Here is a 13,389-nt window from a genome sequence, read left to right as displayed (position 1 = left end):
TCGAAGTGCCCCGTGTCCGCCGTCGTGTGGGCGCGGGGCACCTCGCGTTCTCGGCGGGTGTGTCCTGGTCACAGACTCGAACAAGTTAGTGATTGACATCACTTGCATATCTCACTAAATTGCAGAACTGAGATCAGTTCAGTCCGGTCCCGGAGGGGTTCACATGAGTGTCGTCCTGGTTCATGGAGCGGGGATGGGGAGTTCGTGCTGGGACCGCCTCGTCCCGTTACTCGACGGACCGGCGGTCGCCGTCGATCTCCCCGGCCGCGGCCGGCGAGCTGACATCGACCTGCGCGGGGTGACCCTCGGCGACTGCGCCCAGGCCATCCTGGACGACGTCGACACCGCCGGGCTCGACGACGAGATCGTCCTCGTCGCGCATTCGTTCGCCGGTGTGTCGGTGCCCAGGGTCATGCCGGTCCTCGCGCCACGGCTGCGAGCGGTCGTCTTCCTCTCGGCCGTCGTTCCGCCGGATGGCACCCGCGTTCTCGATCAGATCGATCCGGGCGTCCGAGAAGCGGTTCGGGCATCCATCGGTGACGGCATCTATCACCAGGACCGGGCCGCGGTGGAGGCGATGCTCTGCAACGACATGGATGCGTCCCAGACGGCGTGGACCGCCGAGCAGGTCGTCGACGACTCGGCGGCGCTGCTCGAGGAGCCCGTCGACCTCGGTGGCCTGACCGCGCCGGTCGCCCGCACCTACATCCGCCTGACCGACGACCACTGCTACACACCTGATCTCCAAGAACGATCGGCCGCCCTTGTCGGCGGCGACGTCGCGCACCTCGACTCCGGGCACATGCCGATGGTGTCGATCCCCGAACAGCTCGCCGATCTGCTGAACCAGATCGCCGGTCGGCGAGCCACCACCGATTCCACGGCCGACGGCCGCACGAAAGGTATGTGAGAGATGAAGAGCCTGAAGAGAATGACGGCGGTGGCCATCGCCGCGGCGGCGGCCACCGTGCTCGCGGCCTGTGGTGGGGGTGGCTCCGGCTCGAGTGGACCCGTCGACGGAACCTGGGAGGACGTCGTCGCGGCGGCCAAGGAAGAGGGCAGCGTCATGCTGTACTCGAGCCAGAAGCCGGCGAACCTCGAAGCGCTCAAGACCGCCTTCACGCAGAAGTACCCCGAGATCACCCTCGAGTTCGTCCGCGGTACCGACCCGGACATCAACCCGAAGGTCGAGACGGAGAACAAGACCGGTAAGGGCATCGCCGACGTTCACATGCTCACCGACGCGGCGTGGATCGACACCGCCGCCGAATCGGGTACCTACTCCACCGATCTCGTGGGTCCGGCCCTCGACGCGCCCGACTACGACCGCGACAAGAGCGTGATCGCCGACAAGTTCGCACTCACCAGCGCCGCCGTGTTCGGCCTGGGGTGGAACACGAATGCCGTCCCCGGTGGTCTGAAGTCACCGCAGGACATCATCGATCCCGCGTACCGGGGCAAGATCGGCGTCGTCAACCCGACCGGAATCGCGTCGTATGTCGACATGTACCGCTACTACGCGAGGACCTACGGCGAGGACTACTGGCAGCAGATCGCCGAACTCCAGCCGCGGGTGTACCCGAGCGCGCTGGGCGTGGCGCAGGCACTCACCTCGGGTGAGATCTCGGTGACACCGTCCGTGCAACCCCTCGTCACCGAGGTCGAGGCCGGGGCCCCCGTCAACTGGAGTCTCCCGGAAACGCCCTGGGGCACACCGTGGTACACCCAGGCGCTGTCGGTCGCACCGCACCCCAACGCGGCGCAGGTGCTCGTCGACTTCATGATCAGTCGAGAGGGACAGGTGGCGCTCAACTCCGGGTACGCCGCCGTGCTCCCCGACATCCCCGGCGCCGTCGCCCGCGCCCAGGACATCGCGCTGCCCCAGACGGCCGACCTCACTCCGGACAAGGTCCGTGAGTACTCACAGGACTGGGCCAAGGAGTTCCAGCCGTGACCTCGGCCGACGACTTCCACGGCGCGGGTGTCCTCGTCACCGGTGCCGCGAAGGGTATCGGCGCGGCGACGGCGGCGCTGCTCGCCCAGCACGGGGCCCGCGTCTACCCGACGGACATCGACTCGGTGACCGGGGTCGCATCGGCCGCGGAGTACGGTGCCGCCGAACGCTTCCGGGTGCTCGACGTCCGCGACGAGGACGCCTGGGAAGCCGTCGTGGCCGATATGGCGGCCGACGGGGCGCCGTTGCAGATCCTCGTCAACTCGGCGGGCGCAGCCATCAAGGCACCGCTCGCCGAGACCACACTCGACGGCTTCCGGCACATGCTCGAACTCAATCTGGTCGGGACGTTCCTCGGCGTGCGCGCCGCGGCCCGACACATGCGGCCCGGCGGCGCGGTGGTGAACATCTCCTCGCTGCGCGGCGTGCTCGCCACCGCGGAACTCGGCGCCTATGGAGCGTCGAAGTTCGGTGTGCGGGCGCTGACCCGGGTCGCGGCGATCGAACTCGCCGACAAAGGAATCCGCGTGAACGACGTGTGCCCCGGCAGCATCGAGACCGAGATCACCGCGGTGCCGGACTTCGCGTCCGACGACGTGGACAGCTACGTGCGCAGCATCCCGATGCAACGACGCGGATCGCCCACCGAGGTCGCCGAGGTGATCCGGTTCCTGGCTGATCCGCGCAGCAGCTACATCACCGGCGTGGACCTGCTCGTGGACGGCGGCACCGGGGCCGGCGTCCGCACCCCGAAGAAGAATGCGGAGAGTCTGACGTGACATCACATTTCGCGGTATCCGGACTGGTCAAGAAATACGGTGACAACACCGTCGTGGACGATCTGGATCTGCCCATCGAGGACGGCGAGTTCCTGGTCCTGCTCGGACCGAGCGGGTGCGGCAAGACCACGACGCTGCGTTGTCTGGCCGGCCTGGAGACGCCGCAGGGCGGTACCATCAGCTTCAAGGACCAGGTGGTCTTCGATGCCGAGCGCAAACTGAATGTTCCTGCGCACAAGCGCAACATCGGGATGGTCTTCCAGTCGTACGCCCTCTGGCCGCACATGACCGTACGCAAGAACATCGGCTACCCGCTGAAGGTCCGCAAGATGCGTGACGCGTTGCGGGACGGCTCGGTCGACGAGGCGGCTCGCATGGTCGACTGTGAGGGTCTCCTCGATCGCTACCCGTCGCAGCTCTCCGGCGGACAGCAGCAACGAGTCGCCGTCGCCCGCGGTCTGGTCTCTCGGCCCGACCTGGTGCTGTTCGACGAGCCGCTGTCCAATCTCGATGCGCGGCTTCGTGATCAAGTGCGCTCGCAGATCCATCAACTGCACCGGCAACTGGGCTTCACGGCGGTCTTCGTCACCCACGATCAGTCCGAGGCGTTCGCCCTCGGTGACCGGATCGCGATCATGAAGGCGGGCAGGATCGAACAGTACGACGAACCCGACCAGGTCTTCGAGTTCCCGGTGTCGGAGTACGTGGCGGCGTTCATCGGCATGTCGAACCGCATCGAACTGCGTCGTGGGCAGCGTGGCTGGGAGACGACGAAGGGCGACGCCGTCGATCTGTCGCGCGCCGTCGTCCGGGGCGTACCCGACCGCGGGACCGAAGCGGTGGCCCGCCTGCGGCCTGACGATCTGCTGCTGCATGTCGGCGAGAACGAGGTCCCCTCCGGAAACGTGGTGTTGCACACCGAACTCGTCGACCACGAATACGGCGGTCGCTACTACGACGTGACCGTTCGCAGCGGTGAGGACACGCTCATGTTGCGCACACCGGCCGGTGAACACGGCAGCACCCTGAAGAAGAGCCGACCGGGTGAGAAGATGATCGTGAGTTTCGCGCCGTCGGCGCTGCGGGTGTTCGCCGACGAGGCCGGCGCGACCGTCGACCGGGTGTCGAACTCGGCCAAGACGCGTGCCACCGGGCGGAACGACGCGCCGGTGATCGAGGCAGAACGCGCGGGGTCGCCATCATGACCGCGACCGTCCCGGCCGGGCCGATGGCGTCGGAGTCGATGCGTTCGTTCACGATTCCCGCCCACTGGCGCGCGCGGATCGGCTACCTGGCGCTCCTCGCGCTGCTCGCCTACCTCGTCGTGCTGCCGATGATCAGGCTGCAGGCACTCGCCTTCGAGAACGGTGCACAGGGGTATCAGAGCCAATACGGGCGATTCGACATCGGTGAGACGATCCGGACCACGATCGCGCTGGCGATCGGTTCGCTCGTGATCGCCATGGTGCTCGGGACCCTGCTGGCCTTCGCGGCCAGCCGGTTGCCGGCCCGGATGGGGTTCCTGAAGATCGTGCCCATCCTGCCGATCGTCATGCCCGCGGTGGCCAACATCGTCGGCTGGGCGTTCCTGCTGTCACCGGGCCCCGGGTATCTCAACGTCCTGTTGCGCAAGCTGCCATGGTGGAGTGGGAGCGACAGCGGTCCGATCGACGTCTACACCGTGCCGTGGATCATCATCCTCACCGGCTTCGGCTTGACCTCCTTCGTCTACCTCTTCGTCAGCGCGGGGATGCAGAACATCAGTTCCGAGCACCTCGAGGCGGCGCAGGTCAGCGGATCGTCGACGATCGGTGTCTTCTTCCGGGTCGTGTTGCCGCTGCTCCGCCCGTCCCTCATCTACGGCGGCGGGATCGCTCTGCTGCTCGGGCTGGGCCAGTTCACCGGCCCGCTGTTGCTCGGCCAGAACACCGGCGTCAACGTCCTGACGACCGACATGTACCGGCGTGTGTCGGAATCCCCGTCGGACTTCGCTGCCGCCGCCGCGGCCGGCTCTCCGCTGGTGATCCTCGGGATCGCGGTCGTCCTCATCCAGAAGCTGTTGCTGGGCAACCAGAACCGTTTCGTGACCCACGGGGGCAAGGCCTTCGCGCCGAGTGGCGGCCGTGCGCGCTGGGCGACGGCGACACTGGTGATCTACGCCCTGGTCGCCCTGGTGATCCCGCTGGTCGGACTCATCATCGTGTCGCTGACCCCCTACTGGTCGGGCGCGTTGTCATGGAGTCTGTTCACACTGGACAACTTCCGCGAGCTCTTCGCCACCACGGCGGTGATCGAATCCGTGGTGACCAGCGTGGTGACCTCGTTCGGCGCGGTGCTGATCTGTGTGCCGATCGGTTACATCATGGCCAACCTCCTGGTGCGGGGCAGGCGCTTCCGGGTCCTGTCCCTGACCGGTGACCTGATCACCGCGCTGCCGTTGGGTATCCCCGCCGTCATCTTCGGCGTCGGATTCCTGTTGACCTACACCGAACCGCCGCTGATCCTGTACGGCACCCGTACCGTGATCGTCCTGGTCTATGTGGTGCTCATGTTGCCGTTCGCCACCCGCATGCAGATGACCGCGATGCTCTCACTGGGCAATGCCTACACCGAAGCATCGGCCACGAGCGGTGCGTCACCGATGGTGACGAACCTCCGGATCATGTTGCCGCTCATGCGCCCTGCGATCCTCTCGGCGGTCGCGCTGATGTTCATTCTGTTGACCCACGAGTTCGCCGCCTCCTTGCTGGTGCGGGCGTCGACGACGCAGGTGATGGGCACGCTGCTCTACGACATGTGGCAGAACGGCTCGTACCCGCAGGTCGCCGCGATGGCTCTGCTGATGACCGCGGTGACCACGGTCGGGGTCGGTGCCGCGATGGTCGTCGGCGGCCGCAACGTCCTGAGCAATCTCTAGGAACGGAGACACATCCAGATGAGCGTGGGCACATCACGCCTGGCGGGCAAGGTGGCGCTGGTGACCGGCGCCTCGGGCGGGATCGGCGTCGAGATCGTCCGCCGACTCGCCGACGAGGGGGCCGCGGTGATGATCACCGACGTTCCCGGTACACCCGGGGACGAACTGAGGGACGGCCTCGGCGACCCGGACCGGCACGCGATCGCCGACCTGGACATCGCCGACGAATCCGGTTGGGAGAGAGTGGTGGCCGAGGCGGGTGAACGCTTCGGCACCCTCGACATCCTCGTGAACAACGGGGCCATCGGCAGTCTCGGTAGCGTCGTCGACGAGACACTCGACAACTACCGGCGGGTTGTCGACATCAGTCAGACCGGCACATGGCTCGGTATGAAGCACGCTGGTGCACTGATCGAGAGTTCCGGCGGTGGGTCGATCGTCAACCTCTGCTCCATCCTCGGAAGCGTTGGCGGACTGGGAAACAGCGTGGCCTATGCGGCCGCAAAGGGTGCGGTGGCGACCATGACGAAGAACGCCGCGCTCCACTGGGCGAAGCGGGGCGTTCGCGTCAACTCCGTGCACCCGGGGTTCATCGGCACCGAGCAGCTCCGGCAAAGGTACGAGGGCACGGAGAGGTACGCGGCGATGGTGGCGAACACTCCGATGGGGCGACTGGGTGAGGCTGCGGATGTCGCTGCCGCAGTGGCATTCCTCGCCGGGGACGATGCCCGCTACGTGACCGGGACCGAATTGTTCGTGGACGGTGGTTGGACATGCGCGTGAAGACACTGGTCGGAACGACGATGGCGGCCGTCGTATCGATGGCGATCGCCGCGTGTGGCTCGTCGTCGGCCCCCACCGGCCCGGTCGAGGGTGACTGGTCCGAGGTGGTTGCGGCCGCCGAGGACGAGGGCAGCGTCTTCCTCTACTCGACGCAACACCCCGACAACCTTGCGAAACTGAAGACCGCCTTCGAGGCCGAATACCCGGGCATCACACTGGATTTCGTCCGAGGGACCGACGTCGAGATCAATCCTCGCGTGGAGACCGAGAACCGGACGGGCAAGGGCACGGCGGACGTGCACATGACGTCCGATCCGGCCTGGATCACCACCGCCGCCGAATCGGGCACGTACTCGATGCCGGTCGTGGGCCCCGCCTTCGATGCTCCTGCCTACGAACGCGATCGCAGTGTCCTCGACGATCGGTTCTTCCTGGTGAGCGCTGCTGTCTTCGCCCTCGGGTGGAACACCACCGCACTGCCGGGAGGTCTGCGGACACCGGACGACCTGCTGACGGAGTCGCTGCGCGGGAAGATCGGGGTCGTCAACCCGGCTGGATTCGCGGCCGTGGTCGACGAGTACCGGTTCTTCGACGAGAACTGGTCTCCCGACTTCAACAGCCGCCTCGCGGCGCTGCAGCCGCGCGTCTATCCGAGTGCGCTCGGTGTCGCGCAGGCGCTGAACTCCGGCGAGATCGCGGCGACACCGATGGTGCAGCCACTGGTCCGGGAGCAGGCGGCCGGCGCTCCGGTGGGTTGGGTTCTGCCGCAACCGGCTTGGGGGACCCCGTGGTACAGCCACGTGCTCACGTCGGCGCCGCATCCGAACGCCGCCCAGGTTCTCGCCGACTTTCTGGTGACCGAGAAGGGGCAGACGGCGCTGTCCACGGGATATGGATCGGCTCTGCCGAACATCCCCGGGGCGGTCGCGCGGGCGCAGGACATACCGCTGCCCGACACCAACACCCTGACGGCGGACTCGGTCTCGCGATTCCAGCAGGACTGGCGCGAGCAGTTCATGCCGTGACGTCGCAGACCACCCCGTTCCCGGAACTGTTCAGTCCGCTCGCACTGGGGGGCACCACACTCAAGAACCGCCTGGTGGCGCTGCCCGCCGGCACCAGCCTGGTGCAGGAGGGGATTCCCGGCCACGGTGACGTCGAGCATTTCGAGCGGCTTGCCGCGGGCGGCGTCGGGATGATCGTCGGCGGGGCGACCGTCGTCCATCCGACCACGACGCTTCGCTCGCGAAAGCTGGTGGAGGCCTACCAGGAGGCCGTCATCCCCGCGACCGCAGAGAAGGTCAAGGCGGTACACCGTCACGGCTCTCGGCTGGTCACCCAGCTGGTCCACCTCGGGCGGGAGTTCATCGGTGGTGAGTCCGACTCACCCCCGGTAGCGCCGTCGCCCGTCAAGACGGTCCGCGACGCCTACCCACCGCATGAGCTCACCATCGGCGAGATCGAGGACATCGTCGAGGGCTGGCGGGTGTCCACGGAGAACCTGATCGCCGCGGGGGTGGACGGCCTCGAGGTCCACGCCGCGCACGGATACCTGGTCGCACAGTACATGTCTCCGCTGACGAACCGTCGGAGCGACTGCTTCGGTGGATCATTCGACAACCGCATGCGCTTCGGACGGATGATAGTGGAGGCGATGCGCTCGGCCATGCCTGCGGGCAAGATCCTCGGCGTCCGGCTCAGCGGGGAAGAAGAGATCCCCGGCGGTATGACGATCGAGGACTGCCTGCCCATCGCCGAGTTCTACGCCGGGCTGGGCATCGACTACCTGAGCATCACCCACGGCACGCGAGGTGCGTATGTGAAGGACTCCACCCAGCCCGATGCCGTGGCGGTTCCCTCCGCCTCCCGTGTGCGTGCGGTGACGGGGCTGACGACACTGGTGGGACAGCGGATTCGCGATGCGGCCACTGCCGAGCACATCATCAAGCACGGCCATGCCGACCTGGTCGGCATGGCTCGCGCGCTGATCGCCGACCCGGAACTGCCGAACAAGTCGGCCGAGAACCGACTGCTCGAGATCCGCGGGTGCCTCGGAGTCAACCAGGACTGCCGGGCGTTCGATCCACACCTGCACTGTGCGGTGAACGCGGAGGTCGGCCGTGGCCGGCATCGGCAGGCGGGGGTCAGGGCGCCGGTGACCAAGGACGTCTACGTCATCGGCGGTGGCCCGGCTGGACTGGAGGCGGCGCGCGTCGCTGCAGAACGGGGGCACCGCGTTTCTGTCTTCGACAAGGACACCGCACTGGGCGGATCGGTGCGCGTCGCGGCAGCCGCGCCGCACCGCAGCACATTGATCGATGTCATCGACTACCTGGGCAACGAGATGCGCCGACTCAAGGTCGAGGTCAACCTCGCCGCCGGTATCGACGCCGACGACTTCGCCGAGATCCGTTCCATCGCAGACCATGTCGTGGTGGCGACCGGTTCTCGGACGGCGCCCGCACCGGAATGGCTGGACGGACACCCGACCGCGACCGTCGACGAGGTCATCATCGGCGATCCGGCGGGGATCTCGGCGGGCGAGGCGGTCGTCGTCGACGACGGCGACGGCTTCTGGCCGGCGTACAACGCCGCCGAGGCACTGGCTTTGCGCGGATGGCAGGTCACACTCGCCACTCCGCTCACCGCGCTGTGTTCCCGGGTGCCCGCCGAGAGCGTCGGTCCCCTGCTCAGCAGGCTCGGTGACGCCGGAGTTCGGCTGCGGGTGGCGCACGCCGTCGTAGCCGGATCAGATGGGAGATCGCCACTGCTGCAACCGGTCTTCGGCGGCGAGGCCACGGCTCTCGACGAGTCCCTGATCGTCTGGCACGGGCCGCGGCAACCGGTACTCGACCTGGGGGTCCACGCCGCCGACGAGACGATCGACCTCATCGGCGACTGCGTGACCCCTCGCCGTATCGGGCATGCCATCGCCGAGGGCTATCGCGCCGGTTGTGAGATCTGATTCCCCGAATTCAGGAGAGATGCTGGTGGACGGTCAGTTTCAGGGTGCCATCGCGGTCGTGACGGGCGCCGGGTCGGGGATCGGCGCGGCAACGGCCCACGCGCTGGGCCGGCGGGGCGCGAGTCGGGTATACGTCCTCGATCTCGACGAGACCGGCGCGCGGACAATTGCCGAATCCGTCACCGGTGCGGTCCCGGTGGCCGTCGACGTCGCCGATCCGGTACAGGTGGCCGATGTGTTCGACACCGTGATCGCCGACACCGGGCGGGTCGACGTCGTGGTGCATGCCGCCGGCGTCGACGATCCGGTGAGCAAGGCGTGGATACAGGAGGCCGCCGAATCGGGGGATCCCGTCGACGTTCTCTCGCGACTGTCGGACGAGGCGTGGCGGAGGGTGATGGCGGTGAACCTCGACGGCACGTTTCACGTTCTGCGCGAGTCGGTCCGGAGTATGCGGGGCCGGGGCGGCGGATCCGTCGTCACCGTCGGTTCGTCGTCGGCATTCGACACATTGATCGGCTACCCGCACTACTCGGCGTCGAAGGCAGCCGTGCATGCACTGACCCAGTCGGTCGCCAAAGAGGTCCTGCCCTTCGGGATTCGGGTCAACACGGTGGCGCCGGGTCCGGTCGACACGGGGATGGCCGCGCGCACCCCGGCCCACCTGCGAGCCGCGATGGCGTCGGGACCTGCTCGGGGATACGCGACCGCGGCGGAACTCGCCGACTCGATCCTTTACCTCGCGTCCCCGGGCGCGGCGAACGTCGTGGGGGCCGTGCTGCTGAGCAACGGTGGTCGGTTCACGGTCTGAGAAGCCGCTAGGGCGCGGTCACCATCCGGATCGCCGAGTCGGAGACCGTGCGGATGAGGTCGTCGAGCGACAGCGGACCGCCGGGGCGATACCAGCGCCACACACTCACCAGGGCGCCGAGGACGAGACGGGAATAGACCACCGGGTCGCCCTGGACGAAGCTGCCCTCGTCCATGCCGCGTTTGATCAGGTCGGCCCAGTTCTTCTCGATCTCGGCGACGAGTTCCCGCGACCGGAGACGTTCGGCCTCTTCCTTGTCCGATTGGCGCGGGGTGCTCAGGATGTCCATGTGATTTTGCAGGATTCGACGCTGCAGGGCGTCGATCGGCTCGCCGCGCAGCGAGGCGTCGATGGCCGATCGGAGAGCTTGTGCGGGGTCGGGGATTCCGGCGGTGCCCACGCGGAATCGCTCGACCGAGTCGGTGAGTTCGAGCCGCATGATGGTCAGCAGGCAGTGCGCCTTCGACTCGAAGTAGTGATACAGCGCCGTCTGGCCGATGCCGACCTCGCCGGCGACCGAGGCCCATTTCGTGTGCTCGTAGCCGACTCTGCCGAACTGCTCGATCGCGACGGTGAGTATTCGCGCGCGTTTGGAACGGGGACCGTCCTCGCGCACCTCCGTAGCCACTGGCATGGTGACCCCCTTCTGTTCGTTGCCGAAGTATACGTCGAATGAGCTGAACTCGGGTCAAGCTGCGGACGGGAGCAGTGCGAGGATCTGCGCGATCCGCCGCCGGTGAGCAGCGGTGTCGCCGAACAATGTCTCGTTGGTGAGCGCACGCCGATAGTGGTTGTGCGCGGCGTGCTCCCACGTGAATCCGATGCCGCCGTGCAACTGGATCGCCTCCGTGGACGCGCGGACGACGACGTCTCCGCAGACCGCCCCGGCAACCGCCGCGGCGAGTCCGGCCCGGGCCGGATCGATGTCGTGGAGGGCGGCGGCGTATCGGGCGGCCGACCGTGCCCGTTCGAGGTCGACGTACATGTCCGCGAGTCGGTGCTTGATCGCCTGAAAGGACGCGATCTGCCGCCCGAATTGCCTGCGGGTCTTGGTGTGGTCGAGCGTCATGTCCACCAGTGCGCCGGCGATCCCGACGTTCTCGGCCGCCAGGGCGATGACGGCGCGGTCGCGCAGGGTCGCCACGGCTCGGGGGGTCTCGTCGGGATCGGTGAGCGCGATCGCCGATGCGTCGTCGAAGCGCAGAGCGGTGATCGGTCGGGTCGGGTCGAGGGAATCCAGCGACGTCCGCTCGACGTGGTCGTCGGTGGGGACCGCGAAGAGCATTCGGCCGGCGCCGGTTTCGGCCGTCACGAGAACGATGTCGGCGGCGGCCCCGGAGGCGACGGCCGGTGCACGCCCGGTGACGAGCCACCGCTCACCGTTGGATGCGGCGGTCAGGTCGTCGGACTTCGGCGTGAGCGAGGTCGTCGTCACGATCCGGCTGCCGTCGAGAGCGCCGGTGAGGAATTCGCCTGATTGCTCACCGGATCCGAGGAGTAGCGCGTGGACACCGATCGCGGCCGACAAGACCACCGGCTCGGGCCGCAGCGCCCGGCCGCACTCCTCGATCACCGTGCACAGTTCGGCGAGTCCGTATCCGAGACCGACCGGTTCCGGTACCGCCATGGTTGTCACCGACATCGACCCGGTCAGAGCGGACCACATCTCCGGTGAGTATCCGAGCGCGGTGGCGGCAACCCGTCGCACCTCGTCGATGTCGCCCGTTCCGAGGAGATCGCGCATGGCCGCACGCAGATCCTCCTCTTCCTCGGAGGGCAGCACCGGGACCGAGCTGTCGACGAGCCACGGCTTCGTCGACAGGTCGTCTGTGTGGCTCATCAGGGCTCCATCGCATCGGTCAACAAACTGATATCAGTTCAGTACACCAGGCGTCAGTCGCCGGGTCAACGCCCGACGGCGGAGTGGACCGTAAAACTAAAGTGAAGTAAGTTCAGTTTGTGGGAAAGGAACCGGCGCAAACCCGTCGGCGCGGATCAGAGCGCGAGCACGCCCTTCATGAGGTAGGCCATCCGCGCGGCGAACTGCGGACTCTCCGAGCCGCGTCGCATGCGCACGGCGTCGTTGACGATCGAGAGTGCCGCGTGCACGGCGACCGCACCCTGATCGCGCTTGATCTCCGGGTCGACCTGCATGAGCAGATCCACCCAGCGCGCCACATAGCGGCGCTGGACATCGACGAGGTCGGTGGCGCTGGCCTGGCCGGCGAGCGCGGGGGAGTTGTTGAAGCTCACCGACAGATCCGGGGTGCTCGTGATGGTCTCGACGTAGGAATCGACCAGACCGGCAAGGAGTTTCGCAGGATCGGACGTCGCCCCGTACACGGCCATCACCCCGGCCTCCAGGCGGGCGCCGCTGCGCTGGCCGATCGCGACGAGGATGGCGAGCTTCGACGGGAAGTGCTTGTAGACACTGGGACCCGCGATACCGACGGCTCCACCGATCTCGTCGACGCCGACGTCGGTGTACCCGCGGTCGGCGAACAGTTCGGCTGCCGCGTCGAGGATCTCGTCGCGACGCGAACCCGGCACGGGCTTGACCGTCGGCGAGGACGCGAAGGGCGGTGCCGCAGCGGGGCTCAGGGCGAGAATCCGTCGGATGAGCTTCTCGATCTCGTCGCGGGCACGCGCGCCGGACATGCGGGTGTGATGCACAGTGAGGCTGCCGCTCACGCTCAACACGGCCCATGCCAACTGCACGGCCTCGCGCTCGGAGAGATCCGTCCGACGGGCCGCGAGCGCCGACGCCCAGTGGCCGATCACCTCGCGAGTACGAACCGCGACCAGTTTGTTCTGCTCGGTGGTGAGGTAGTTGCTGGTCCATCGCCACAACGACGCCGCCTGGGGTCGCTGCACGGCCAGGTCGCAGACCGTCGAGATCAGCGAGTTCGCGTCGATGCCGTCGGCGAGCGCCCGATCGGTGCAGGACTCGAGGTCGTCGACACCGGCCAGGACCGCGGCCGCCAGCAGGGACTGCTTGTCGTCGAAGTGCCGGTACACCGACGGCGCGGTGACGCCGGCCGAGCGCGCGATGTCGGCAAGCGAGACCTGCGCATACCCACGCTGCAGGAAGAGCGCGGCCGCGGAGTCGACGAGCTGTCGTTTGCGGTCGGCGCCCCGGGTGCGAGAGGTGGGTTTCCGGTCAGGCATGGTGAACAGACC

General features: G+C 67.5%; 12 protein-coding genes. 9 read left to right on the top strand and 3 right to left on the bottom strand.

The window, feature by feature from the left end:
* Positions 1-163: 163 nt before the first annotated feature.
* From MHN80_RS13795 to MHN80_RS13755, 9 genes are read left to right on the top strand one after another with little or no spacing between them, the layout of a single operon-like run.
* Positions 164-910: an alpha/beta fold hydrolase gene (locus MHN80_RS13795; RefSeq protein ID WP_064570465.1), complete on the top strand. Its 747-nt coding sequence runs from the start codon at positions 164-166 to the stop codon at positions 908-910.
* 3 nt (positions 911-913) lie between these two features.
* A complete protein-coding gene (locus MHN80_RS13790) occupies positions 914-1,954 on the top strand; it encodes an ABC transporter substrate-binding protein (protein ID WP_064570464.1) in 1,041 nt (346 codons plus the stop codon).
* Positions 1,951-2,733 carry an SDR family NAD(P)-dependent oxidoreductase gene (locus MHN80_RS13785; protein WP_239402312.1) on the top strand — a complete coding sequence of 261 codons (783 nt, stop codon included), beginning with the start codon at positions 1,951-1,953 and terminating at the stop codon, positions 2,731-2,733. The genes MHN80_RS13790 and MHN80_RS13785 overlap by 4 nt, the downstream gene beginning before the upstream one ends.
* Positions 2,730-3,938, top strand: coding sequence for an ABC transporter ATP-binding protein (locus MHN80_RS13780; protein ID WP_239402311.1), 1,209 nt, complete (start codon positions 2,730-2,732; stop codon positions 3,936-3,938). The genes MHN80_RS13785 and MHN80_RS13780 overlap by 4 nt, the downstream gene beginning before the upstream one ends.
* 38 nt (positions 3,939-3,976) lie before the next feature.
* Positions 3,977-5,650: an iron ABC transporter permease gene (locus MHN80_RS13775; protein ID WP_156524263.1), complete on the top strand. Its 1,674-nt coding sequence runs from the start codon at positions 3,977-3,979 to the stop codon at positions 5,648-5,650.
* A gap of 18 nt (positions 5,651-5,668) precedes the next feature.
* On the top strand, positions 5,669-6,433 hold the full coding sequence (locus MHN80_RS13770; protein ID WP_239402309.1) for an SDR family NAD(P)-dependent oxidoreductase: 765 nt from the start codon (positions 5,669-5,671) through the stop codon (positions 6,431-6,433).
* Positions 6,424-7,458: an ABC transporter substrate-binding protein gene (locus MHN80_RS13765; protein ID WP_064570460.1), complete on the top strand. Its 1,035-nt coding sequence runs from the start codon at positions 6,424-6,426 to the stop codon at positions 7,456-7,458. Before MHN80_RS13770 ends, MHN80_RS13765 begins: the two co-directional genes overlap by 10 nt.
* Entirely contained in the window at positions 7,455-9,398 is a 1,944-nt protein-coding gene (locus tag MHN80_RS13760) for an FAD-dependent oxidoreductase (RefSeq protein ID WP_239402307.1), read from the top strand. The genes MHN80_RS13765 and MHN80_RS13760 overlap by 4 nt, the downstream gene beginning before the upstream one ends.
* Positions 9,399-9,417: 19 nt before the next feature.
* Entirely contained in the window at positions 9,418-10,209 is a 792-nt protein-coding gene (locus MHN80_RS13755) for an SDR family NAD(P)-dependent oxidoreductase (RefSeq protein WP_308219779.1), read from the top strand.
* A gap of 7 nt (positions 10,210-10,216) precedes the next feature.
* Here the strand turns inward: MHN80_RS13755 and MHN80_RS13750 are convergent, their stop codons facing one another.
* The 3 genes from MHN80_RS13750 to MHN80_RS13740 form a co-directional block, all read right to left on the bottom strand.
* Positions 10,217-10,843 carry a TetR/AcrR family transcriptional regulator gene (locus MHN80_RS13750; RefSeq protein WP_064570458.1) on the bottom strand — a complete coding sequence of 209 codons (627 nt, stop codon included), beginning with the start codon at positions 10,841-10,843 and terminating at the stop codon, positions 10,217-10,219.
* Between the two features lie 54 nt (positions 10,844-10,897).
* The gene (locus tag MHN80_RS13745; protein WP_239402305.1) at positions 10,898-12,049 is read right to left on the bottom strand and encodes an acyl-CoA dehydrogenase family protein; all 1,152 of its coding nucleotides are present in this window, start codon (positions 12,047-12,049) and stop codon (positions 10,898-10,900) included.
* A gap of 155 nt (positions 12,050-12,204) precedes the next feature.
* The gene (locus tag MHN80_RS13740) at positions 12,205-13,377 is read right to left on the bottom strand and encodes a TetR/AcrR family transcriptional regulator (protein WP_239402304.1); all 1,173 of its coding nucleotides are present in this window, start codon (positions 13,375-13,377) and stop codon (positions 12,205-12,207) included.
* Positions 13,378-13,389: the final 12 nt, after the last annotated feature.

Source organism: Gordonia sp. McavH-238-E, from assembly GCF_022348225.1.
Lineage (GTDB): Bacteria > Actinomycetota > Actinomycetes > Mycobacteriales > Mycobacteriaceae > Gordonia > Gordonia terrae.
This window is presented reverse-complemented; position numbering and strand designations above follow the sequence as displayed.